This window comes from Vibrio sp. 1069 (assembly GCF_033340555.1).
The window spans coordinates 15394-40973 of sequence record NZ_JAWOWP010000017.1 but is presented as its reverse complement, the minus strand read 5'-3'; the positions used below and the strand labels follow the sequence as shown (position 1 = coordinate 40973).

Annotated in this window: 20 protein-coding genes and 1 other annotated feature; of the genes, 6 read left to right on the top strand and 14 right to left on the bottom strand. The window is 44.8% G+C overall.

Features of this window, described 5'->3' with window-relative positions; genetic code table 11:
* Positions 1-316 precede the first annotated feature (316 nt).
* On the top strand, positions 317-502 hold the full coding sequence (locus R7040_RS20240) for a DUF3545 family protein (RefSeq protein WP_005381805.1): 186 nt from the start codon (positions 317-319) through the stop codon (positions 500-502).
* A gap of 236 nt (positions 503-738) precedes the next feature.
* On the opposite strand, the gene R7040_RS20235 is transcribed toward R7040_RS20240, so the two are convergent.
* The 3 genes from R7040_RS20235 to nfo all read right to left on the bottom strand — a co-directional run bounded on the left by R7040_RS20235 (position 739) and on the right by nfo (position 3258).
* Complete coding sequence (locus R7040_RS20235) at positions 739-1290, bottom strand: hemerythrin domain-containing protein (RefSeq protein WP_005381807.1); 552 nt, start codon at positions 1288-1290, stop codon at positions 739-741.
* A 113-nt stretch (positions 1291-1403) separates the two neighbouring features.
* Positions 1404-2084, bottom strand: coding sequence for a uracil-DNA glycosylase (gene ung, locus R7040_RS20230; RefSeq protein WP_005382846.1), 681 nt, complete (start codon positions 2082-2084; stop codon positions 1404-1406).
* 289 nt (positions 2085-2373) lie between these two features.
* The gene (nfo, locus tag R7040_RS20225; RefSeq protein WP_176311275.1) at positions 2374-3258 is read right to left on the bottom strand and encodes a deoxyribonuclease IV; all 885 of its coding nucleotides are present in this window, start codon (positions 3256-3258) and stop codon (positions 2374-2376) included.
* Positions 3259-3584: 326 nt separating this feature from the next.
* Between nfo and grcA the strand changes: the two genes are divergently transcribed.
* Positions 3585-3962, top strand: a complete 378-nt coding sequence (grcA, locus tag R7040_RS20220; RefSeq protein ID WP_005381814.1) for an autonomous glycyl radical cofactor GrcA — start codon at positions 3585-3587, stop codon at positions 3960-3962.
* A gap of 111 nt (positions 3963-4073) precedes the next feature.
* Here grcA and R7040_RS20215 read toward each other — a convergent pair whose 3' ends face one another.
* The 5 genes from R7040_RS20215 to thrL all read right to left on the bottom strand — a co-directional run bounded on the left by R7040_RS20215 (position 4074) and on the right by thrL (position 9773).
* On the bottom strand, positions 4074-4733 hold the full coding sequence (locus R7040_RS20215; RefSeq protein ID WP_054822993.1) for an NADPH-dependent FMN reductase: 660 nt from the start codon (positions 4731-4733) through the stop codon (positions 4074-4076).
* A 140-nt stretch (positions 4734-4873) separates the two neighbouring features.
* A complete protein-coding gene (gene thrC / locus R7040_RS20210; RefSeq protein WP_061007749.1) occupies positions 4874-6154 on the bottom strand; it encodes a threonine synthase in 1281 nt (426 codons plus the stop codon).
* A complete protein-coding gene (gene thrB / locus R7040_RS20205) occupies positions 6151-7107 on the bottom strand; it encodes a homoserine kinase (RefSeq protein WP_064353631.1) in 957 nt (318 codons plus the stop codon). The genes thrC and thrB overlap by 4 nt, the downstream gene beginning before the upstream one ends.
* Before the next feature lie 20 nt (positions 7108-7127).
* The gene (gene thrA / locus R7040_RS20200; RefSeq protein WP_053304351.1) at positions 7128-9587 is read right to left on the bottom strand and encodes a bifunctional aspartate kinase/homoserine dehydrogenase I; all 2460 of its coding nucleotides are present in this window, start codon (positions 9585-9587) and stop codon (positions 7128-7130) included.
* 53 nt (positions 9588-9640) lie between these two features.
* Positions 9641-9760 (bottom strand) — a sequence feature (Thr leader region).
* Positions 9696-9773, bottom strand: a complete 78-nt coding sequence (gene thrL / locus R7040_RS20195; protein ID WP_074192076.1) for a thr operon leader peptide — start codon at positions 9771-9773, stop codon at positions 9696-9698. Its footprint overlaps the feature before it by 65 nt.
* A gap of 423 nt (positions 9774-10196) precedes the next feature.
* Between thrL and R7040_RS20190 the strand changes: the two genes are divergently transcribed.
* A complete protein-coding gene (locus R7040_RS20190) occupies positions 10197-10667 on the top strand; it encodes a hypothetical protein (protein ID WP_053306887.1) in 471 nt (156 codons plus the stop codon).
* Here R7040_RS20190 and R7040_RS20185 read toward each other — a convergent pair.
* Together R7040_RS20185 and R7040_RS20180 are read right to left on the bottom strand one after the other, a co-directional pair.
* The gene (locus tag R7040_RS20185) at positions 10664-11146 is read right to left on the bottom strand and encodes a putative 4-hydroxy-4-methyl-2-oxoglutarate aldolase (protein WP_005381822.1); all 483 of its coding nucleotides are present in this window, start codon (positions 11144-11146) and stop codon (positions 10664-10666) included. The two genes, R7040_RS20190 and R7040_RS20185, sit on opposite strands and share 4 nt — an antisense overlap.
* 64 nt (positions 11147-11210) lie before the next feature.
* Positions 11211-11618, bottom strand: coding sequence for a DUF3293 domain-containing protein (locus tag R7040_RS20180; RefSeq protein ID WP_053306886.1), 408 nt, complete (start codon positions 11616-11618; stop codon positions 11211-11213).
* Positions 11619-11979: 361 nt separating this feature from the next.
* On the opposite strand from R7040_RS20180, the gene arcA reads away from it, so the two are divergent.
* Positions 11980-12696, top strand: coding sequence for a two-component system response regulator ArcA (gene arcA, locus R7040_RS20175; RefSeq protein WP_005381824.1), 717 nt, complete (start codon positions 11980-11982; stop codon positions 12694-12696).
* Positions 12697-12781: 85 nt separating this feature from the next.
* On the opposite strand, the gene R7040_RS20170 is transcribed toward arcA, so the two are convergent.
* From R7040_RS20170 to R7040_RS20155, 4 genes are all read right to left on the bottom strand, one after another.
* Positions 12782-13231, bottom strand: coding sequence for a hypothetical protein (locus tag R7040_RS20170; RefSeq protein WP_005381825.1), 450 nt, complete (start codon positions 13229-13231; stop codon positions 12782-12784).
* A 1-nt stretch (position 13232) separates the two neighbouring features.
* Positions 13233-15587, bottom strand: coding sequence for an aerobic respiration two-component sensor histidine kinase ArcB (gene arcB, locus R7040_RS20165; RefSeq protein WP_053306885.1), 2355 nt, complete (start codon positions 15585-15587; stop codon positions 13233-13235).
* 237 nt (positions 15588-15824) lie between these two features.
* Positions 15825-17570 (bottom strand): GGDEF domain-containing protein, encoded by a 1746-nt coding sequence (locus R7040_RS20160; protein ID WP_053306884.1) that lies wholly within the window; start codon positions 17568-17570, stop codon positions 15825-15827.
* Positions 17571-17605: 35 nt separating this feature from the next.
* Complete coding sequence (locus R7040_RS20155) at positions 17606-18565, bottom strand: TIGR01212 family radical SAM protein (RefSeq protein WP_137281717.1); 960 nt, start codon at positions 18563-18565, stop codon at positions 17606-17608.
* A gap of 551 nt (positions 18566-19116) precedes the next feature.
* Between R7040_RS20155 and gltB the strand changes: the two genes are divergently transcribed.
* Both gltB and R7040_RS20145 read left to right on the top strand, forming a co-directional pair.
* Positions 19117-23667: a glutamate synthase large subunit gene (gene gltB / locus R7040_RS20150; protein ID WP_213896354.1), complete on the top strand. Its 4551-nt coding sequence runs from the start codon at positions 19117-19119 to the stop codon at positions 23665-23667.
* Positions 23667-25136 (top strand): glutamate synthase subunit beta, encoded by a 1470-nt coding sequence (locus tag R7040_RS20145; RefSeq protein WP_104975856.1) that lies wholly within the window; start codon positions 23667-23669, stop codon positions 25134-25136. Before gltB ends, R7040_RS20145 begins: the two co-directional genes overlap by 1 nt.
* The last annotated feature ends 444 nt before the right edge of the window (positions 25137-25580 follow it).

The following is a 25580-nucleotide window of genomic DNA, read 5'->3' as shown; positions in this document are numbered from 1 at the left end:
CTTACCATCTAATTGAACACTATTTCATCAAACTGATTTTATGCAACTTTAACCTTTGCGCAGTACACCCATTCATCAAATCGAATTAACATAGAAAATCTCTCTATTTAATCGTTTTCTTGAGATCGTTTGTGCATTTTTTATCCACATCGTTGCAATAAAAAGTGTGATTTTGAGAATATTTTTGCACGAAAATGTCATGCTACCGACACAAATGCGAAATATATCATGGTTATTCTCACGGCTATTGTGGTACTTAAAAAACTCCACAAGGACTGGTTACAACAGTTTAGCTTAAGAAAGGTAAAGGTGGCTTATGGAAGGCTTTCAACTAGATGACATTTTTAATCTGGATACTACCTCAACAACCAAATCTCGTGCCAAACCAGTAAAGCGAAAGTGGCGTGAAATAGAAGAGATGAACGACAGACGCAATTTGCTTAAAGAGCTGCGCGAACTTGATGTCTGTACCGATTATAACTTGGAAGACATTAAACTCTAATTCAAACAAAAGGCACCTTACAGGTGCCTTTTGTTTTTTGTTTACAGTGACCGTAAACACCGTGAGTTTATGTACCAAGGTTTAAGTATGAATACCATTATTACTCAATGAGAATCTTCCGTACTTTTTGCCGAGAAATATGCACACTAAATTTTCGGTTGATTCCCAATAAATAAGAAATGTATCTCACAAACCCGAGAGACGGCTTTCGCTCGCTCAGGTTTCATCACTCAGGCTTAAACATACTCAGTATCACTTTGACGAACACGTTCGGCCAACTGCTTATAACGATCAGCAATCGTGTCACCAAACACAGGATCATCCTCACTGACGCTCCATAAGCTCTCGACATGCTGCCAATCTTCTGTGGTAAATAACTCTTCAATGAGAGGCAAAATTTTTCGCTCTTCTAGCTCCAAGTGGTGCCTTTGCGATTCTATGAAATCTTCTAGGTGAGCGACAAACATGTCTTGTGGCACAACAGCATCCTGAAGGATCATCTCTATCACGGATGAAAACTCTCTGGTTTTACTCGCTAACTCTAGATGTTCTTTCTCTAAATTTTCCATGGTTTGTTGCTTACCATAGTGTTCAAGAAAGTGGTGATAGAGGATATCTTCTTTCGGGTGGTGTACTTTCTCCGAATGATTAGAGAGGTAATCAACAATCTCGCTTACTAACGCATAGTTGATTACACGTTCTTTTTTTATCTCATTAAGCTTATGGCGCAGTATCGCCAACAGACGAACCATATAACCATGTTCGCGTCGAATTCTTTCGATCATCATAGCGTCTCTCCTTAACACCTACTTTTAATAAGTGTACATGAGAAATTTACTATCAGCCTCGAGCGTGCTCAAAAAAACAGCGATCATAGCATCCATGATCGCTGTCTCTTCATTTATACCGTTAATGGCAAATGCCAGTTGATTGGTGCTTTTTCTTGTGATGTAAGTAACTGGTTTGCTTGAGAGAAATGCTTACAACCGAAAAAGCCTCGATGTGCAGAGAGTGGCGATGGGTGTGGGGCAGCTAACACATGGTGCTTATTGCGATCGATAAAACGACCTTTCTTCTGTGCATGTGACCCCCACAACAAGAACACTACACCTTCTTGATGCTGGTTAATGGCCTCAATAACGCGGTCAGTAAAGGTTTCCCAGCCAGTTTTCGAATGTGAGTGTGCTTTGCCCTGCTCTACTGTTAATACGGTATTGAGTAGCAACACCCCTTGTTCAGCCCAGCTTTGTAGAAAGCCATGTTGAGGAATTTGGAAACCCTCAATATCCTGCGCCAGTTCTTTGTACATATTCACCAAAGATGGTGGCGTTTTAATGCCAGGAAGTACAGAGAAACACAGGCCATGCGCCTGATTTGGGCCGTGGTATGGGTCTTGTCCTAGAATCACGACCTTAACGTCTTTGAACTCGGTAAAACGAAACGCGTTAAAGACATCTTTTGCGGGAGGAAAAATAGCTTTGCCTGCGGCGCGTTCGGCTTCAACAAAATTCAAGGTGTCTACAAAGTAGCTCTGCTTTTTCTCTTCGCCGATCACATCGTGCCAAGTGGGTGACTGATTCATGGAAAGTTCCTGTCCTAAATTTTGCTTCTATTCTAACGAGCGAAACTCAAACAAACAAAAACTTACCACGAACTTGAGACAAGCAATAAAAGACTAATGCTTCTGTGGCGTTCGAAAATGCCCCTGTCCGGTAATGTGACGATTAGGAATCGGTAAGCGAAGCACGCGACGAGTGAAAGCATAAGGAGTAAAAGAGAGTGGTCGAGACATGTTGGCATCCTTCTTTGCTAATTCAGAGATTGATGTTCAATGACTAAGAAAGAAAGGTGCCAACTTTGTGGTTACGCCATTAACTGGCAATGGCCGCTAAATGGAATTGACGCAACGTGTTGATCTCTTGCTGCCAAATATCTGGATCAATTGTTTCCAAAATCAGAGGGATACCATCAAAACGAGGGTCTTTCGCGATGTACTCAAAGCAATCCCACCCGATCTCTCCTTTACCTAGCGAATGGTGGCGATCTACTTTGCTGGCAAACTCTACTTTTGAATCATTTAGATGCATTGCTCTTAAATAGTGCATACCTACGATACGGTCGAACTCTGCAAAGGTGCGCTCGCAATCTTCTTTTGTACGTAAGTCATAACCAGCCGTAAAGGTATGGCAGGTATCAATACAAACGCCGACACGATCTTTATCTTCCACTTGCTCGATGATTTCAGCAAGGTGTTCAAACTTCCAGCCTAAGTTAGTGCCTTGACCTGCCGTATTCTCGATAACAGCGATCACATTCGGCACCGCTTTATGCGCAAGATTGATCGACTCGGCGATCATCGCGAGGCACTCCTGTTCAGAGACTTTCTTTAGGTGACTACCCGGATGGAAGTTAAGCAAAGTCAGCCCCAACTGATTACAACGCTCCATTTCATCAATAAATGCCGCGCGGGATTTATTCAGCTTTTCTTCTTCCGGCGCACCCAAGTTAATCAGATAAGAATCATGGGGAAGAATATGCTCTGCTCCGAAACCCAGCATTTTACAGTTCGCTTTAAACGCACTGATGGTTTTTGCTTCTAAAGGCTTCGCCACCCACTGGCGTTGGTTTTTTGTAAATAGTGCGAAGGCATTCGCGCCAATTTCACGAGCTCTCAACGGAGCTTGATCGACCCCACCAGCAGCAGAGACATGTGCACCAATGAGTTTATTCCCAAGCTTGTTTTTCATGTTTGTCATTTAATCACTTTAGACTTTCAGTATTGCTACCTAAATACAGATAGTTGCGTTAACCAGTTTAAACTTTAATCTCAATTTGTAGTAAATTTACAACAAAACCAGTTATTAAATATTTTTTATATTATCAAATAAATTGTAATTATTTTGTTTTCAAAGGTTTTATTGATTTAACTCAATAAAATTACCTTAATAAAAATAATGTTTTTGGTTGTTTTTTGACTTAAATCAATATTAAAATAGTGGATATTAGCTATATAATACTCAGCTCAACGAAAATTCGAAAATTAACACCAATAATCACCACGTAAGTGGTCTAGGAGATAGTGATGATCCAAGGTATCCAAATTACAAAAGCGGCAAACGACGACCTACTAAACTCTATCTGGCTATTAGATAGCGAAAAAAATGAAGCTCGCTGTGTTGCTGCAACTGCTGGCTACGAAGCAGACCAAGTTATCGCAATCAGCGACCTAGGTGAATACGAAAGCCGTGAAGTTGCAATCGAAACTGCTCCTCGTATCGAAGGCGGCCAACACCTAAACGTGAACGTGCTTAAACGCGAAACACTAGAAGATGCAGTTGCACACCCAGAGAAATACCCACAACTAACTATTCGTGTTTCTGGTTACGCAGTACGTTTTAACTCGCTAACTCCAGAGCAACAACGTGATGTAATCGCTCGTACTTTTACTGAGACTCTATAATCTCTCAGTAAACTAGCTCGCTAGAATTTAAAAAGCTTGGTCAGCAATGACCAAGCTTTTTTTGTTTCAGAATCCTTCTAAACCCTTTCTATAATGGAAAGCAACTCGCCTCTAAGGTGCATTTCTTTGCGAAGGATCTTTCTGAAACGCTTGCGCTAAAGAGGTTGGATCAAGCCTATCTCTTTGCAGTGACGCCCCTTCTGCCCACCAAATCAATTGATACATAGTGCGATTCATATAGCTGTCCCACTGCACCTGATCCGACTCATCCGCAGCAACGCCCTGTTCATCAAACACCTCTTGTGCTTTCGGAATATGGATCATTGCCGACACAGGCAAGCACCCCAGCTCAGATAAGAAAGTACGCATCGACACTGCAGCACGAGCACCACCCCATTGCCCAGCAGAGTAGGTCACGATCGCACTTGGCTTATAGGAAAACAGCGAACTGCCAAAATGGTTAAGCATGTTTGCCAAGGCTGGACTCATCGAATGGTTGTATTCCGGGCTAACCATCACATACCCATCGGCATGTTTGATTTTGTTTGCCAACTCGCTTAGGTGCTCTGGCACTTTAGAGCGGTGATAAGCAAACTCGGGCTTAAACACATCGCCAAAGTCATAGTCCAATGGGTCAATGATTTCGACAGTATGTTGCGAATGCTGACTCACGATGAGTTTTTCACACGCTCTACTGACTCGCATTCCTAAACGGGCTGGTCTTGGTGGCGTGCTGTCTCTCACCGAACCTAGAAAAATCAAAAAATGCATGCTTCTCTTTCCATCTCATTTAGTTAAGTTCGTTTCTCAATCATAAAGAGAGTTAAAACTTACCGACAATAAAAAAGGTGAATGATTGCTCATTCACCTCTCGTTATTTGTGTTTTTGATACTGACTGTATTTTTGAAGCTTACTGCACGCGGCGCAGTACTTGCTTCAGTGCGTCAAAGTCTGCGTCGAGATCTTCCGATAGCAGCTCCATCGCAGCGTGCTTCGCTAGTGGCGCAGGAAGGTCGATATCTGATTCTAGAATATCATCCACCACTTCTTTGAACTTCGCAGGGTGAGCAGTGCATAGGAACAGACCGGTTTCACCGTCTTGCAATTGTTCTTCAAGAACGCGGTAAGCAATCGCACCGTGCGGTTCACACAGGTAACCCATGCTGTATAGATCTTTTACTGACTGTGCGCTTTGCTCATCAGATACTGCACCTTTACCTAGCGTCTCCAAGCCCCACTCTTTCACGCGACACAGCTCTTCAATACGAGGCCAGTTGTTTGGTTGGCTCACGTCCATCGCGTTCGATGTTGTTGCGACTGTTGGTTTTGGCTCCCACTTACCTGTTTCTAGGTAGCGAGGAACCGTGTCATTGGCATTCGTTGCAGCGATAAAGCGTTTGATAGGCAAGCCCAGCGCTTTTGCCAGTAGACCAGCAGTTAGGTTACCAAAGTTACCACTTGGTACAGACACGACTAGGTTTTCACGCTCTTGCTTGCTCATTTGCGCAGCTGCTTCAAAGTAGTAACAGATTTGCGCCATCAAACGGCTGATATTGATTGAGTTTGCTGAGTTCAGACCGATCTCTTCACGCAGTGCAGAATCATCAAAAGCTTGCTTAACCAGAGCCTGACACGCATCGAAGTCACCATCGATCGCAACAGTGTGAATGTTTTTACCAAGCGTACAGAATAGCTTCTCTTGCAGCGGGCTGATTTTGCCTTTTGGGTAAAGAATCACAACGTTGATGTCTTCCATACCGTAGAAAGCATGCGCAACGGCTGCGCCAGTATCGCCAGAAGTTGCAGTCAGAATAGTGATCTTGCCGCCATCCGAAACCGCAGCAAGAGATTGCGCCATAAAGCGACCACCAAAGTCTTTAAACGCAAGCGTTGGACCATGGAACAGCTCCAGTGCATAGACACCGTCTTTTACTTGGTTGATAGGCGCAGGGAATTGGAACGCAGCATCAACAAGAGCATTCACTTGCTCTTCTGCAAGTTCATCGCCAATTAATGCCGATAGAATCTTAGTGCTACGAGAGACAAAGTCTTCTGCAAGCAGCGCATCGATATCTTCAAATTTTGGTAATTCCGATGGGAAAAATAGGCCTTGATTGCGACCTAACCCTTGGCGAACGGCTTGGCCAAAGGAAACTTGTTCATCATTTTCTTTTATATTGTAAAGCTTCATAGCTCACTTCCTGTTACTTTCGAACCCTGCTTATCTAGACGACAAACGTGGACGAATCCTTCTTCGTTTTGTACGTAGTTCTGTTCTAACCAGCGAGCAACTCGCTCAGCGACATCTTTTTCTTTGCAAATACTGAACAGTGTCGGCCCACTGCCAGAAATACCGGTAGCCAATGCCCCCGCAGACGCTGCGTATTGACGTGCATTCGCAAAACCCGGAAGCAGTTTCTCACGATACGGTTCTGCGATCACGTCTTTGATCATTTTTGCAGCAAGTTCTGGCTGACCAGAATGACACGCATGAATAAAGCCTGCAAGGTGGCGACCATGGGCAATGATATCTTGTCGGCGGTATTGAGATGGTAGGATCTCACGCGCTTCTGCTGTGGATACTTTGATACCCGGATACGCCATCACCCAGTACCAATCATCAAAGCAAGGCACTTCTTGGCTGATGACACCCAACTCTTCAAGCATCAATTGCACACCGCCAAGGTAACATGGTGCGACGTTGTCGTAGTGAATACCACCAGAAATCTTGCCTTCCATTTCTCCCATCAGTGCCAGTAACTCTGTCTCGTTAAGTGGCTGTCCATGGAATCGGTTCAATGCATCTAATGCAGCAACGATAGAACATGCACTTGAGCCTAAACCAGAGCCAATTGGCATGTTCTTTTCTAGCGTCATCTCAAGTGGTTTTAGCTCGACGCCTTTTTTGTCTAGCTCGCGAGAAAACACGAGCCAACAGTCGTAGACGATGTTCTCTTTTGGTTCAGTTGGCAATTTCTCAACAAAATCACCCGCCGTTTTAAGGCTGAACGGATCAGCCCCAGATTTCACCAATACACGGTCACCCAATAGTGTGCCATCCACTGGAGACACGGCAGCCCCCAGCACATCAAAGCCAACGCTTACATTACCAATTGATGCTGGGGCATAAACCACTACATCCATATCACTTGAACTCATTATTGTTATACCCCTAGTTTCCAACCTAAAGTACGCATCACGTCAGAAAATACACCCGCAGCCGTTACTTCGGTGCCTGCACCATAGCCACGTAACACTAGTGGGATTGGCTGATAGTAACGGCTGTAAAATGCCAGTGCGTTTTCACCGTCCTTGATTTTATACATTGGATCGTTTTCATCCACCGCTGCGATGCTTACTGTGCACTTGCCCTCATTAATCTCACCAACGTAGCGCAGTACTTTGCCTTCTTCCGCTGCCTTTGCAGATAATTCTTTAAAGTAGGCGTCTGCTTCAGGTAAACGCGCCATAAATTCATCAACGCTACCAGAATCATCAAAACCTGGTGGCAGTGCTTGATCAACCACAACGTCTTCTAGTTCTAGAGACATGCCAGCTTCACGAGCTAGGATCAGAAGCTTACGCGCGACATCCATACCAGAAAGGTCATCACGAGGATCCGGTTCAGTAAAACCATTTTCTTTTGCGATATTAGTTGCTTCACTTAGGCTCATACCTTCATCTAACTTACCGAAGATGTATGACAGAGAGCCAGAAAGAATACCGCTGAAGCGCTCTAGCTCATCACCCGCTGAGATTAGGTTTTGCAGGTTTTCGATTACCGGTAGACCCGCCCCCACAGTTGTTTCGTACATCAGCTTGCGACGAGAGCTGCGCGCAACATCGCGAAGCTGATGGTAGTAAGCCATGCTTGCTGTATTTGCTTTTTTATTTGGTGTAACGACATGGAAACCAGCAGCTAGGAAATCAGCGTATTGGTTCGCGATATCTTCACTTGATGTACAGTCAACCAATACTGGGTTGATGATGTGGTTACGTTGAACCAAAGAAATCAAACGCGCTAGGCTGAACTCTTCTGTCGCAGCCGACATACGATCACGCCAATGATCGAGTGGCAGACCTTCACTATCAAGCAGAAGACCTTTGCTGTTTGCCAAGCCACACACGCGAATAACGATGCCTTTTTCCGCAAGCTTCGCCTGTTGACGCTCGATCTGATCCACCAGCTCACCACCAACGCCGCCAATACCAACCACGAATACGTCTAAGAAGTGCTTAGAGTTGAATAGGTTCTCGTGACACGCTTTGATCGCTTCAGAGATTTTATCTTCAGGAATCACGGCTGAGATTGCACGCTCAGATGAGCCCTGTGCGATGGCTACAATGTTTACGTTCACTTCAGCAAGAGATGAGAAGAAGCGAGATGCAACACCGCGCGATGTACGCATGCCGTCACCAACCAACGTTATGATTGAAACATTATCAATAAACTCGACCGGCTCTAATAAGCTATCTTTCAGTTCCAACTCAAACGCATCGGCCAGTACTTGTTGCGCTTTTGCTTTATCTTCTGCCTCAATACAGAAGCTAATGCTGTACTCAGAAGAAGACTGAGTAATAAGAACAATAGACACACCAGCGGAAGACATTGCGCCAAATACGCGGCTTGCCATGCCAACCATACCCTTCATACCTGGGCCGGAGACGTTAACCATGGTTAGGTCGTTTAGCGTCGTGATACCTTTGATCGCCAGATTGTCTTCACCAGTGTCTTGCCCAATCAGAGTTCCTGCACCTTGTGGGTTAAAGCTGTTTTTGATCAGACATGGGATGTGGAACTGCGCGATAGGAGCAATGGTCTTCGGATGCAAAACGGAAGCACCGAAGTAAGAAAGCTCCATTGCTTCTTGGTAGCTAAGAGATTTAAGTAAGCGAGCATCTTCCACTAAACGAGGGTCGCAGTTGTATACACCGTCTACGTCAGTCCAGATCTCACAACAATCTGCGCGCAGACACGCCGCAAGAACCGCCGCTGAGTAGTCTGAACCATTACGACCTAGTGTAACTAGTTCACCTTTCTCGTTACCGGCAGTAAAACCAGGCATGATGTTCACATGACCTTGAGGAAGAGGATTCTGGCGGAAGTTCTGAGTCGAAACTTCAACATCGACCATGGCTTCTAGGTGATCGCCTTTTGCGTATAGATACTCGACTGGGTCGATAAGATGCGCAGGTTGGCCTTTCGCTTCAAGCACTGCCTTCATCAATTGAATTGAAACGCGTTCGCCTTTGCTGATGATGCGTGCATTGACGTTATTTGGGCACATGCCAAGAAGGTTGATGCCATGAACGAACTGGCGTAATTGAGAGAGAGAAGTTTTCACTTGGTTATCGAAAGCTGAACCATCGATATTGGGTAGTACTGCTTGGATTTGAGTGAAGAGCGTTTTAAACGACTCCTCCAACTCTTTGATTTGTAGTTCTGCTTCACCATTGCGCAATGCGCCTTCAATGACCGCAACCAATTTGTTTGTTGTTTTACCAGGAGCGGAAAGAACAACCGCTACTTCTTCTTGTTGAGCGTTATTGGCAATAATGTCTGCCGCTCTCAAAAAGCGATCTGCATCAGCTAGTGATGATCCGCCAAACTTCAATACTCGCATCCCTTCCTCCGGTATATCTTCTTAAATTTGTCTAAATTCTGGATAAAAAAGCATAAAAAAAGGCCTGTATCTTGTTGGATACAGGCCTTTTTTGTGAATTTCTTTCGCTCAGCAGCCTGCCCCAACATGTGTCGTGTCGGTAATAATAATGGTCGTGGTCATTACTACTAGGCTGTTAGATGGCATAAATAAATATTCAACGTTAATTGTGTTTGCTTAACTCTACGTTTACCGAGTTTCTGATACATAGTCAACAAAAAATTGTTTGTTTTTCCATCTTTCAGAGATTTCTGCTAAGCAATGTCATTGATATTTATAGTTAATTACACATTATTGATCATTTGGAAATCTACAGTTAGTTTTTGTAAAGGACTTAACTATCATCACCAGTTCGGTTTTTTATCTAATAACTAGTCTAATCTGTGCCATAAAACGTACGATCAAATAATTCGAGAGGGTTGTGACACATAACAACAACTTAACTGTGACTTATGTTCATAGGATCGAATTATTTAGAAAATAGGTGAGCTAGCTTTCATATTCTATGCTTTAATAGTGAGAAGCTTTGGGCGCATACTAATAAAAAAGTTGACACAAGGAGTGGTGAACATGAAAAGATGGCTTTTTCTGTTGCTGTTTTTTGTGCCTGGTGTTTGTCTAGCCAACGTGCTTCCGCCGCTTCCAGGTAAAACATCCCCTTCTCCTCATAAACTATTCATTTCCAGCGACAGTTATCAGTCTGACAGTTTTGATGTTTGGAATATCGATACGGGTTACGCCTACGAACTTTTTGATTCGGTAGACGTTTATGTCGGTGCGCGAGTCAATAACTCTCCTACCCAAAATCAAAGTGGTTTTTTGAGTGGGATCAGCTATCACTTTAATGATCGTGTCACGCTGAAAAGTACAGTTCGCTCTTACAAGAACGAAACAGCGGAAGGTATTCGCCAAGACGACAGCAGCCTCGCGGCTGAAGTATCAAGTCGCGTAAAAATTACCGATAAACTGGATCTTCACGCGACTCTTGATTACCAAGATTGGCAACAAGGCTTTGAGGTTGGTTTAGGCTTTCGTTTTTAGAAGTCCAGCTTTTGCTTAGAAATCAATACACCGTTCCAGTCCGCGTAAACGTAGTGCTTAGGTTGAACGATTTGGTTTTGCATCGTTAAGGTTACGTTTACCTCTCCTATCCCGCGTTTCTCTGTTTTAAACGGGTTAGTTCCAAGAGCTTGAACGCCAATGTCCATTTGAGATATTTGTGCTACGTCGCGTATTGCACCATAGACAATGATGCCTTCCCACCCATTTTCTATTCCGAGTATCGCTAATTGATCGCCGAGTAATGCTCTCTGACACGATCCATGCCCGTCAACAATCAATACTTTACCCGTTCCATCTTCGCCCAGTACTTCACGCACTTTCGAGTTATCGTGATAGCAGCGCACCGTAACGATTTCACCGTAAAAAGCGCTACGTTGACCAAAGTTCTGCAATGGTAAAGTAAGCAAGCTCACTTGGTCTTCAAATTGGTCACAAATATCGGGTGTAATGTCTCTCATATTTCCTCCGTGAATTTTCTCACCCAAGCGATGCTTCAGTGAGCAGTATCCTTTTCTATACCTTCTATACGAGCCGAGGTTTAATGGAGCCTAACGTATGAAAAACTTTCGGCTGCGAGCACGCAATAAGATAAAGTTGGTCATTAATGACGTAATAAATCGCGTTTTGTTGAAAGTCATTCGCCAATTCAACAGCTACCTCTGGCGACAACTCGACGGCAAAGCTTTCCTCATACCATGTAAAAGCGCTATCACCTACCGTGACAGGCGCGTAATTAACGTGCTGTAGCTGTTTTTCTAACGCGTGATTGTTTATGCTGTTCTCTTCTTTGGACCTCAAGTTACTGTATGGGTTCCAAGCGGTTATCACAGCATAGTTTGAAACACGCCACTCGGCTTCGAATCTGAAAAAAGATTCTGAATAAGCATTCCATAACGATGCGTCTATGTTCGTATTACTTTTTTCTATCATAAGTCTTAAACGATTAATAACAGTTACATTTCATCAATTGATATAAATCAACAAACTGAATGGAATTAACATTTGAGCATTGTTAGCATGCTGTTAACAATATAAAATCCGCTCAATATCTTAGGGTGTTTACGTTTCAGGCCCCACTGAAAGCAGGAAATGAAAGGTAAACAAGCCCTTTAGAATAAACGTCGCCATTGGATACTGGTGAGTTGGCAAAATTCCATGGAGGGCGGATAACTGAAAGAAGTGTTTTTTTGATCAACTTGATTTATTATCAAAATCACATTACCTGTATGTTATATTTTTGCCTAGAATTTATTCTATTAGCACAATTTTGTCACAAATTTAGGTACCGCCAATGCAAACCCCGCAGATTCTTATCGTTGAAGATGAGCAAGTAACTCGTAACACTCTTAAGAGTATTTTTGAAGCAGAGGGATACGCTGTTTTTGAAGCCAGTGACGGTGAAGAGATGCACCAAGTGTTGTCTGATAACTCAGTCAACTTGGTTATTATGGACATTAATCTTCCAGGCAAGAATGGCCTTCTACTAGCGCGTGAACTACGCGAGCAAGCGAACATTGCTTTAATGTTCCTGACAGGCCGTGACAATGAAGTAGACAAGATCCTAGGTCTTGAGATTGGTGCAGATGACTACATCACTAAACCATTCAATCCACGTGAGCTAACTATTCGTGCACGTAACCTACTTAGTCGCTCAATGAGCTCTAACGCGGTGCAAGAAGAGAAGCGCTCGGTAGAAAAGTATGAATTCAACGGTTGGGTACTAGACATCAACAGCCGCTCTCTAGTAAGCCCTGCTGGTGATAGCTACAAGCTACCTCGCTCTGAGTTCCGCGCACTACTGCACTTCTGTGAGAACCCGGGTAAGATTCAAACTCGTGCCGATCTTCTTAAGAAGATGACTGGTCGTGAACTTAAGCCACACGACCGTACTGTAGACGTAACGATTCGTCGTATCCGTAAGCACTTTGAGTCTGTTTCAGGTACGCCAGAAATCATCGCCACTATCCACGGCGAAGGTTACCGCTTCTGTGGCGATCTAGAAGACTAGATTTAACCGCTAATATCCGAAGGGCTTGCTCATTGAGCAAGCCCTTTTTGTTTTAGGTCTAACGACTAATGCAACATCATTGCGGTTAATAAACCTTGTTAATCTTCACGTACTTTTCGACTAACCAACGCTGTTTACCCGCATCGTCTAGAAGCACTGCGATATCAACCGATTTTTCTGTGTTCACATCAATGTGAGACGAGAACGCCACCTCCCATCGGCTTTCACTGTGCGTTCGAGTATCTAAAGACGCACTGTCCACCAACCACTCTTTTTGCCCCTGTTTAATAATAAGAGCTTCTGCCGTTAGATTTGCAGGAAGTAACTGATCTCCTTCGAGGTAAAGTGCACCTTGAATACTTTGCTCTTCCACGTCCCCAATATTCGGCATGAGGTTAACCCATAAATTACTTTTGAGCTCAACATTAACCTCATTAATCGTAATCTGACTGTTTTGTTGCCAATTCACATTTGGAACGGAACTACAGCCTGCCATCAATGCCATGGCTAATGCCAATGGTGCGATTCTTTTCATGTTATTTCCTTTGTTCCAACCAACTTTTGAGGACTTGAATATCGTTTTGGTATTCATTTTTGATCTCTTCAACCCAGTCTGAAATGTTTTCCCACCATGCTGGCATATCAGGCGATTGCGCTTTTTGCGCCACACTTTGGATACGTTTCAGGCCAATTGAACCTGCAGCACCTTTGATTTTATGCGCTTCAGAAACAATCCCATCTTGATCTTTCGCTGTCATGTTCGAATCTAAGACATCGATATAGTCTGGCATCATATCTTCAAACATTTTTATGCTGTCGTAGACAGGTGTTGCACCAACAATGTCGACGTAAGACTCTAACATATCCATATCGAGCAAATGTGTCTCAATCACAGGAGAAGGCACTGGCTCTTCCACTGTTTCGGGACCGCTCACTACTTCCTTAGGTTGTTCTAACTGGTGAGCGAAGAATTTATCAATCACTGACTGAATGGCATTCACTGCCAGCGGCTTACTGATCGCATCATCCATGCCGTTATCTAAGTATTCACGACGATCTTTCATTACATTAGCAGTTAAGGCGACCAATGGAGGAAGATTGTTATAATGCTCGCGGTAATAATTGGCGACATCAAAGCCCGTCATATCAGGCAGTTGGATATCCAACAACGCTAAGTCGTATTTTTCTGGCACAAAGTTCACTAACGCTTCTTGGCCCGTCATTGCCACGGTGACAGAGTGCCCTAGGCTCTCAAGTAACGATTTAGCCACAGTTACGTTAAGCTCGATGTCTTCGACCATAAATATGTTGAGGCGCACATTGTCGCGTTTCGCATCAATGACTGGCTCAGCTAGTTCAACAATCGGAACGTGGATCGATACAGTAAAAGTGCTACCAAAGCCTTCCTCACTGGTAACCGTAATGTCACCATCCATCATATTGATCAGTTGTTTAGATACCGCCAAACCAATACCTGTACCGACCGCATGCAGGTTGTCCTTGCCTGATTTCACTTGGTAGTACATCGCAAAGATCTTATCTAGCTCTTCGTCTGGAATACCAATACCTGTGTCTTCCACTTCCATAATAATGGTCGCAAAATCGTCTTCGACATCCGCGCTCACTGTCATCACAACGCCACCTTCTTTGGTGAACTTCATTGCGTTGCTGACCAAGTTCCAAATCACCTGACGTAGACGGGTTGCATCCACTTCAATTGCTTTTGGCAAGTCGCTTAAACGTTCTAAGTCAAAGCGTAACCCTTTTTGTTCCGCCATCAGAGCTGAGATACTCTCAATCTCTGCGACGAAGTCTTCGAAGTTAAGTGGCGCAGGTAATAGTTCTAACTTACGGCGATCAAATTTATCCATATCGATAATATCGTTGAAGATGTTACCTAGCGTAATCGCACTCACATTGATGGTCTGCATGTGTTTACGCTGCTCTTCTGTCAACGGACTATCTAGAAGCATACGACTTAAGCCTACAATGCCATTCAGCGGCGTTCGCAGCTCATGACTGATGGTTGAGATGAAGGTAGTTTTGTCGCGGCTTGCTTTCTCTAACGACTCTTCATGGCGCTTACGTTCAGTGATATCACGACCGAACCCAACGAGACCAAGGTGGCGGCCATCTTTGCTGTAAAATGGCACTTTACGCAGCTCAAAGTAATGCTTGCGACCATCTGGGTATTCGAGCCATTGCTCGTAAGTAATCGCTTGATTATCGGCAAAAACCTTTTGGTCAGTATCAACGATATGCTCGGCGATTTCTTTGCTATACACATCCCAAGGGCTTAATCCGACTAACTGGTGCTCTTTCTTGCCCGTTAGCTCTTCCATCGCGCGGTTACAGCCAGAGAAAACACCATCCGCATTGCGGTAGTAAATTAAGTCTGGTGAGGCATCAATAAATGAACGTAGTAATGCGGTACGTTCTGCCAGCTCTAATTGAGTACGTTCGCGTTGGAACACCTCGTTTTCGAGGTCTTGCATCGCCTCTTCACGTGCTTCTTCCGCTTTAATACGCTCTTCAATTTCTTGGTTAAGCTTTTCAATGTTTTGTTGAAGTTGGTAATTCAGCTCTTGATCTCGCGAACGCATGTCCTTCAGTTTGGACACCAGCTTAGTTAAACGCTGGCGAGACTCTTCTAGTTGATCGACAACCACAGAGAGGAAGTAAACCGCCCAAGGGGTGATCAATAGACCAAAAAACACCGAACGGACAATGTCGATATCATCTACTCGCCCTTTGAGAGCTAAAGTAATCCCTACCTGCACCACAACAGCTAATGCCACCAGCGCAAGGGCTAGCAAAATAGAGAAGCGAACAATCCCCAGTTTGACTAGCAAGTCGACATAATACTGGGCGAGATTTTTCATGGGTTTCATTAACTACTCCATGGTGGTGGCTAGATAGCGCCATTCGATGATGAAAAACAGGTAAATGCACTCGACCTAACGCAATTTAGGTCTGTTTGATTAGTGAAAAACACACGGTGCGATCTGCGCTTGTGACACGAGATAGAAAGATAAACCAACGAGCACACAGGCTTCTGTAATTTTAACGTGTTTAATACGGTGATTTAAACAATCAGCTATCAACTTAGAGCAAGCGGTCACAAAGCGTTAGCAAGAACTGGGGTGAATACAGGTGCGATTACGTCCATCAGCTTTAGCTTGATATAACGCACTGTCAGCCATAGCGATGCCCATTTCGGGTTCATCACCATGCTGAGGAATGTAAGAGACCAGACCGATACTGACGGTAAGGCGTTCAGATGCTTCTGAACTGTCGTGTTCCATATCAAGCTGTAGAATTTTCTCATGAATACGCTGCGCTACGTTGCGCGCACCTTCCGTGGTGGTATTCGGCAATATAAAACCAAACTCCTCGCCACCATAACGCGCAACACAATCCGAAGAACGATTGATGACTTGTGTAAACACGGTAGCAACACTGACTAACGCTTCATCACCTTGTTGGTGACCGTAACAGTCGTTGTAATCTTTGAAAAAGTCGATGTCACATAACATGATGGTGAGCGGCAGCTTTTCTCTAGCATGGTGGTACCACAATACCTGCAGTTGTTCATCGAAACGGCGTCGGTTCGATACTTGAGTTAAGCTATCCATAAAGCTCAATTTTTCTAACTCTAGGTTGGCTTTTTCCAACTTTTGTTCTGCAAGATAACGCTCAGAAATATCACGCGCCATGATCAGCACACCATTCGTTCCTGATGCTTTATCTTTAAAAGGCGATTTCACCACATCAAACCACGTACTTTTACCATCACTACTCACGACTTTATCTATGTATCGAACTGGCTCTAACTGGCGTAATGCTTCTAAGTCACTGTCTGCTAAGCGCGCGTACATCTCTTTAGGAATCACGTCTTGGAGGCGCTTACCTATCAAATCAGAAATTTTTGAAATGCCTAACGCCTTAACAAAAGGCTGATTACACGCTTGATAGACCATGTTCTCATTGAAAATACCAATAGAGTCCGGACTGGCATCCAGAATCGTTTGTAAGATAGTATCTCTTTGCGCTAGCGCCACCTCTGTATCTTTGCGACGCTCCATTTCATCTCGCAGATTCTGTTGCATCTTGTGCCATTCAGTCACGTCATGACTAATAGACAGCGTTCCGATAAGCTCACCACTCGGCGAAACAAGAGAGTTTTGATTGACTTCCAATAAGCAACTTCGACCTTGTGGATCCGTTGTCCATTTACGTTCGCTTTTTCTGGTCATCTCACCCAAGGTCTTGGGTGCGCAAGCTTCTTCCCTTCGCCCTTGCCAGAATTGATCAAATGCTCGATTGGTCGTTAACAGATTGCCTTGGCGGTCTTGGGTACAAATCAGCTCTGAAAGTGAGTCTAATGCCGAACGTGCGATGATTAATTGCGCAAGTTCTTGTTGCTGCTCTTGGTGAGTGGCTTGATATGGCTGAGCATAAAGAATCCAAACTCGATGATTGCGCAATAAACTCTTTCTGCCTGACAGCTCCACTTTAATAGATTCACTATCAGATAGTCGCCAGTCAAAAGCCTGCTGACGAAAATGACGACTAGAGAAGCGAGCGAGAAACTGCTCAAGCTCATGAATATCGAATAAAGCAGGATACAAATACCTCGTTCCCAAAGAGCGAATGCCTAATAACTGCATCGCAGCCTGGTTAGATAGCAAGAGCTGAGCATGGCTAGTGTCCACCACTATGACTGGATAGGGAGAATCCGTTACTAGTTTCTTAAGTGACGTCTGAAAGTGCAAATAGATCAGTGCTAACGCACACACGCCTGCGATTAATAACAAGACGACATAGCCATAACCGCCTTGACCACCCCAAAGCCAATTGAGTAACTGATCCATCGTTTAAACCTTCAAAGAACACTGGTTAAAATATATCAGTTATTTATTGAGCGATCTGCTATTAATTCCGGTTTAGTATAGATAAAGGTATTCCCCGTAAGACTCCCTTGAGCACCATGAGCACTGAGATCTCGACCAATTTCCGTCATCGCTAGCCAACGGTTTTCACACCACAGAGGCGATAATAACGTGGGCCTCCTGGCTGCTGATGAAACGCGATGATAAATCACATCTGGTGGTGTCATACGAATCATTTCACTGGCGATCGCAACATATTCTTCTAATTCAGGGGCTTCTAGCTTTCCAGCACGCCAAGCTTTCGCCATGGTGCTACCTTCGACAATATGCAAGCCATGTAACTTGATGCCATCCGTTCCCACGGCCAACACTTTTTGCAGCGTTTCAATATTTTCGGCGCGGGTTTCTTTGGGTAAACCCACAATTAAGTGAGTACAAACCTTGATTCCGAGTGTTCGCGCACGCTTAGTGATTTCGGCATAACACTCAAAGTCATGACCACGATTGATACGTTTTAGGGTGTCATTGTTGGCGGTTTGAAGACCTAGTTCTAGCCAAATTTCATAACCTTGCTGTACATAGCCCGACAGTAAATCCAATACCGCATCAGGGACGCAATCAGGACGCGTCCCCACACAAAGACCAACTATGTCTGCAGCCTTTAGTGCTTCCTCATACATGTTTTTGAGAACTTGTACTTCGGCATAGGTACTGGTGTAGGCCTGAAAATAAGCGAGATACTTCTTCGCTCTGTGAATTTCACCTGCGCGATCTTTTAACTGTTCGTGAATGCTTTTTATCTGGACTTCTTCATCTGCAAACGAAGCCACATTGCAAAATGTACATCCTCCCCGCCCAATCGTGCCATCGCGGTTAGGGCAACTAAATCCACCGTGCAATGTTAACTTATGAACCTTTTCACCGTATCGACGCTGAAGATCTTGGCCGATTGTATTGACCAACTCATGTAACTGCATAAATTCTCACCAACAATAAATCGTAATCAATCTCACTACGATCTGTGTAAATAAATTACATCCCTGCAAGAAAAAACACACAATATTAATCAATTCAAACACCCATCATGCAGGTCAAAATCAATAAACTTGCATAATTAAAGACAAAAATCGTTCATGTTGCGTAAATGTTAAACTAAAAATGCATAATTAAACGAAAAAATTGGGTCACAACGCCGACTTTTTCATTGCATTCTGAAGTGACAAAATTGTAGGATACTTACACAACCCCGTTATTTTTGTGACTTTTATTACAAAGCACACTGCGGGATTTGTCGGTGTTATCCCACTCCTACCTATATAAATCACTAGATAGTGATAATAAATAAAGGGATACCACCAAGGATTGTTTTTCTCGCAAAACTTTTCCTGCGAGATACGGAAAGGAATCAAGACCGGTCAACCTAGATCGGTGGCGATAATAAATATAAAGGACAAGACGTAATCAATAGTCTAGGTAGTATTTGCTGCCCGGTACTTTTGCGTCGACATTGAACTGGAAGGATGTATCTATGGTAGATAGAGAGCAAAATCCACAGGGTCTGTACACTCCGGAACTGGAGCATGACGCTTGTGGTATCGGTTTTGTTGCTCACCTTAAAAACCGTAAATCTCATGAAGTAGTGACTCAAGCATTGGATATGCTGGCTCGCATGGAACACCGTGGTGGTCAAGGTTGTGACCCATGCAGCGGTGACGGTGCGGGTATCTTGCTACAAAAACCTCATGAATTCCTATTAGAAGAAGCCGTTAAGCTAGGCATTAAACTGCCTTCGTTTGAAAAGTATGGTGTTGGTGTCGTTCTTTTCCCGAAAGACGAATACAAACGCGAACAATGCCGTGACATTCTAGAACGCAACGCACAGCGTCTAGACCTTGAAGTTATCGGCTACCGCGTATTACCAACCGACAACTCCATGATTGGTGCCGACCCTCTAAGCACAGAGCCTCAATTTGAGCACGTGTTTATCTCCGGCGGCCCTGGCATCACGCCTGAAGAGCTAGAGCGCAAACTGTACGTACTTCGTAACTATACTGTACGTGTTTGCCTAGAAAGCGTTTCGAACATTGGTGACGACTTCTACATTAACTCCATGTCTTACAAGACATTGGTATACAAAGGTCAGTTAACGACCGAGCAAGTACCTCAGTACTTCCTTGATCTACAAAACCCGACCATGGTGACTGCACTGGCGCTGGTACACTCTCGTTTCTCTACCAATACCTTCCCGAAATGGCGTCTTGCACAGCCTTTCCGTTACATTGCCCACAACGGTGAAATCAATACAGTTCGCGGTAACTTGAACTGGATGAAAGCCCGTGAAGCAATCCTAGAATCAGACCTGTTTACTCAGGCTGAAATCGACATGCTTCTTCCAATCTGTCAGGAAGGCAGCTCGGATTCATCTAACTTCGATATGGCACTTGAGCTCCTAGTTCTTTCTGGTCGCAGCCTGCCACACGCATTGATGATGATGATCCCGGAAGCATGGCAAGAAAACAAAAACATGGATCCTAAACGTCGCGCGTTCTATCAGTACCACGCGAACATCATGGAACCATGGGATGGTCCTGCTTCAGTATGTTTTACTGATGGTGTTCAAGTTGGTGCGACACTAGACCGTAACGGTTTGCGCCCTTCTCGCTACACAGTGACCAAAGATAACTTCCTAGTGATGGCATCTGAATCTGGTGTTGTGGATATTGAACCAGAGAACGTAGAGTTCCGTGGTCGTCTACAACCGGGTCGTATCTTCGTTGCAGACCTAGAACAAGGTCGAATCATCTCTGATGAAGAAGTGAAAGACACCATCGCAACGGCACAGCCTTACGAGAAGTGGGTAGAAGAAAACCTACTGAGCTTGAAGAAGCTGCCAGATGCGAGCAACCAGTTCAGCCAACCTAAGCCAGAACACCTTCTACACCGCCAACAAGCGTTTGGCGTAAGCACTGAAGAAGTGAACGAAATCATAGTTCCAATGGCGAATGATGCGAAAGAGCCATTATCAGCAATGGGTGCCGACTGGCCTCTTGCGGTTCTATCTCATCAGTCTCAACATCTTTCAAACTACTTCAAGCAGCTGTTCGCACAGGTAACTAACCCACCGATCGACCCGATCCGTGAGCGTATGGTTATGTCGCTGAACACTTACTTGGGTAAAGACCAAAACCTTCTGACTGAAACACCACTTCACTGTCAGAAAGTAGAATTGGAATCGCCTGTTCTAGCCAACTCTGAGCTTGAAAAACTGCGTGCGATCGATAACGAGCACCTACAAGCGAAAACGTTGGATATCGTATTCCAAGCTAGTGAAGATCAAGGCAAACTTGAGCGTGCATTAAAACGTATCTGCCAATACGCAGAAGACGCGGTTATCGATGGTTATTCAATCATCCTACTCACTGACCGCGCAGTGAATTCAAACCACGCGGCGATCCCAGCAATGCTGGCTGTTGGCGCAGTGCACCACCACTTGATCCGTAAAGGTCTACGTGCGAAGTGTGACATCGTGGTTGAAACTGGTGACGCGCGTGAAACGCACCACTTTGCAACGCTACTTGGTTACGGTGCGAATGCGGTTAACCCTTACCTAGTGATTGAAACCATCATTGAACTTCAACGTACGAAGAAGTTGGATCCAGAAGCGAACCCGCGCGATCTGTTCAACAACTACCGTAAAGCGATTAATGGCGGTCTTCTGAAGATCTTCTCGAAGATGGGTATCTCGACGCTACAGTCGTACCATGGCGCACAAATCTTCGAAGCCTTGGGCATCCACAAATCCGTGGTAGACAAATACTTCACTGGTACGGTTTCTCGTATCCAAGGTCTCACCCTTGATGATATCGCCAAAGAAGTGCTGATCCGTCACCGCATCGGTTACCCACAACGCGAAATCCCAATTCAAATGCTGGATGTTGGTGGTGTTTACCAATGGAAACAGCGTGGTGAAAAGCACCTATTCAACCCAGAGACTATTTCTCTACTGCAAGAGTCTACGCGCAACAAGAACTACGATCAGTTCAAGCAATACGCGACAGCCGTAGATAAACAAGGTGACAACGCGGTAACTCTGCGTAGCCAGCTAGAATTCATTAAGAATCCAGCCGGTTCTATCTCTATCGACGAAGTCGAGCCAATTGACAACATCGTGAAACGCTTCGCGACGGGTGCTATGTCATTCGGTTCTATTTCTTACGAAGCACACTCCACACTGGCTGTTGCGATGAACCGTCTTGGCGCGAAATCGAACTCTGGTGAAGGTGGTGAAGACCCAATGCGTTTCGAGCGCAAAGAGAACGGCGATTGGGAACGCTCTGCAATCAAGCAGGTGGCTTCAGGTCGTTTCGGCGTAACCTCTTACTACCTAACTAACGCTGAAGAGCTGCAAATCAAAATGGCTCAAGGTGCGAAGCCAGGTGAAGGTGGTCAGCTACCAGGCGATAAAGTAGATGACTGGATCGGTGCAACGCGTCACTCGACTCCGGGCGTTGGCCTTATCTCTCCACCACCACACCACGATATCTACTCAATCGAAGATTTGGCTCAGCTTATCTACGACTTGAAGAACGCGAACCGCGCAGGCCGTGTAAACGTGAAGCTGGTATCAGAAGCAGGCGTAGGTACGATCGCTTCTGGTGTAGCGAAAGCGAAAGCGGACGTTGTACTAATCGCAGGTTTCGACGGCGGTACAGGTGCATCACCAATGTCTTCAATCCGCCATACCGGTCTTCCTTGGGAACTTGGCTTGGCAGAAACGCACCAAACGCTACTGAAGAACGGTCTACGTAACCGTATCGTGGTTCAAGCAGATGGTCAGATGAAGACACCTCGCGACCTTGCAGTGGCAACACTACTTGGTGCAGAAGAATGGGGCGTAGCAACCGCAGCATTAGTGGTTGAAGGTTGTATCATGATGCGTAAGTGTCATAAGAACACTTGTCCTGTTGGTATCGCGACTCAGAACAAGACGCTTCGCGAGCGCTTTGATGGCCGCGTAGAAGACGTCGTTACCTTCTTCCAATACATGGCACAAGGTCTACGTGAAATCATGGCTGAGCTTGGCTTCCGCACTATCGATGAAATGGTCGGTCAAGGTCAGAAACTGAAGATCCGCCAAGACATTTCTCACTGGAAATACAAGAACCTAGATCTGTCTCCTGTTCTCCACGTTGAGCAACCACGTGAAGCTGATGGTGTATTCAACCAAGCTCAACAGAACCACAACCTAGAAGAAGTGCTAGACCGTAAGCTGATTCAAGCAGCGATTCCTGCACTAGAGAAAGGCGAAGCGGTGAATGCCGAGTTCCCTATCGTCAACACGGACCGCTCTGCAGGTACCATGTTGTCGAACGAAATCTCGAAAGTGTACAAAGATGCAGGTCTACCTCAGCCAATGAACGTGAAGTTCAAAGGTTCTGCAGGTCAGTCATTCGGCGCATTCCTAGCTAAGGGCGTGAAGTTCGAAGTGGAAGGCGACGCGAACGACTACTGGGGTAAAGGCTTATCCGGCGGTACTTTAGTACTTTATCCAGATGCGAAATCAAGCATTGTCGCGGAAGACAACATCGTGGTTGGTAACGTGTGCTTCTACGGTGCAACTTCGGGTGAGTCTTTCATTCGTGGTATGGCTGGTGAACGTTTCTGTGTTCGTAACTCAGGCGCGAAAGTAGTAGTAGAAGGCGTCGGTGACCACGGTTGTGAATACATGACTGGCGGTGCAGCCATCATCCTTGGTTCAACAGGTCGTAACTTTGCCGCAGGTATGAGTGGTGGCGTGGCTTACGTATGGGATAAATCAGGTGACTTTGAGTCAAAACTGAACCCAGAGTTAGTAGACCTAGATCCAATCGAGCAAGAAGACAGAGATCTATTACTCGACATGCTAACTAAGCATGTTCAATTCACAGGAAGTGAAGTCGCTCAGTCTTTCCTAGACAACTTTGAAGCAAGCCTAGCCTCTATGGTTAAGGTAATGCCGCGTGACTACAAAGCGGTTCTTCAAAAGCGTAAAGCTGAAGCACAGTCTCAAGGAAACGAAACTCAAGTGGAGGCCGTATAATGGGTAAGCCTACTGGATTTTTAGAGCATGGTCGTGAACTACCACAGAAGATCGACCCAGCTGAACGCATCAAGAACAACAAAGAGTTCGTTCTGAACGAGGAGTTTGGTGACAAGATCAATACTCAGGCTTCTCGTTGTATGGATTGTGGTGTGCCGTTTTGTCATAACGGCTGCCCTATCGGTAACATCATCCCAGAGTTTAACGATGCGGTTTATCGTGATAGCTGGGAAGAAGCTTGGAACATTCTAAGCTCAACCAATAACTTCCCAGAGTTCACTGGTCGTGTTTGCCCTGCTCCGTGTGAAAGTGCTTGTGTACTTGGCATCAACCAAGATCCAATCACTATCTGTAATATCGAGAAAACCATCGTAGAAACGGCGTATCGTGAAGGGTACGCCAAACCAAAAACACCACGCTCTCGCACTGGCAAAACCGTTGCGATCATTGGTTCAGGTCCTGCTGGCCTTGCGGCAGCAGAGCAGCTAAACAGCGCTGGTCATACTGTGACGGTATTCGAGCGAGACGAGAAAGTGGGCGGTCTGCTACGTTTTGGTATCCCAGACTTTAAACTGAGCATGGAAGTCATTGATCGCAAGATCAATCTAATGGCAGAAGCTGGCATTGAGTTTAAAGTAAACCAACACGTCGGTGTTGATGTAAATGCTCAACAATTGCGTCAAGAGTTCGATGTGGTTCTACTAACCGGTGGCTCAACGGTTCCACGTGATTTGCCCGTTCCGGGTCGTGAACTAAAAGGCGTTCACTTCGCGATGGAATTCCTAGGTCAAAATAACCGCCGTGCCAACGACATGGATCTTAAGGGTGAAGAACTTCACGCCGCGGGTAAACACGTTGTCGTTATCGGTGGTGGTGATACGGGTTCTGACTGTGTAGGTACATCAAACCGCCACGGTGCAGCAAGCATCACTCAGGTTGAAATCATGCCGATTCCACCAGAGAAACGTCCTGCCAATATGCCATGGCCACAGTACCCGATGATCCTACGTACTTCGACGTCTCATGAAGAAGGCGTTGATCGTCACTGGAATATCCTAACCAAAGAGTTCATCGGCAATGACAAAGGTGAAGTTACCGGTCTTCGTTTAGCTGATATCGTTTGGCAAGATGCGAAACCAGGCGAGCGTCCAAGCTTCAAAGAAGTAGAAGGCAGCGAGCGTGTGATTCCATGTGATATGGCATTTCTAGCGATGGGATTCCTACACCCTGAACCAACAGGCGTACTTGCTCAACTGGATATCGCACTAGACGATCGCGGTAACGTAGCAACTCAAGATTTTGCTACTAACCAAGAAGGCGTATTTGCTGCTGGTGATATGCGAACAGGCCAATCTTTGGTGGTTCGTTGTATCAATGAAGGCCGCGAATGTGCCCGTGCTATCGATGATTACCTAATGGGTGGCACAAACCTAGAAGCAAAAGCAGATTCACTGATGCTTTCTGCTTAACGAAGCAGTCATGCTTCTCTCTTTCAATTGCCTAATAGCCATCAGCAATATCGATGGCTATCGGTGAAGAAAGAAAACAATTCCTTCCAATCTTTCTATTTTGACCAGCATTTTATGCTGGTCTTTTTTATCTCCCACAGAATCAAATGTTACTTTTTTGTAACAATCAATTTTCTATCTATTTGAAATTATTAAACTATTTTAGCTTATTAAATGGTAAATCGTATATTCACGTGATGATCCACTAATAACTTGACCTTTTTTACAATAAGCTATAGCTTGTGAAGTTGATGAAAATAAAACACTCAAAAAATGTTAAATATTTCACAACTTTTACTGAATAATTATACATAAAGCTATAAAGATGACGCATAGTTAGTCATCGATATCAACGTAAGCAGTGTTGATATATCTGTCGGGATGACGGATAAGCAAAGGGAGAAT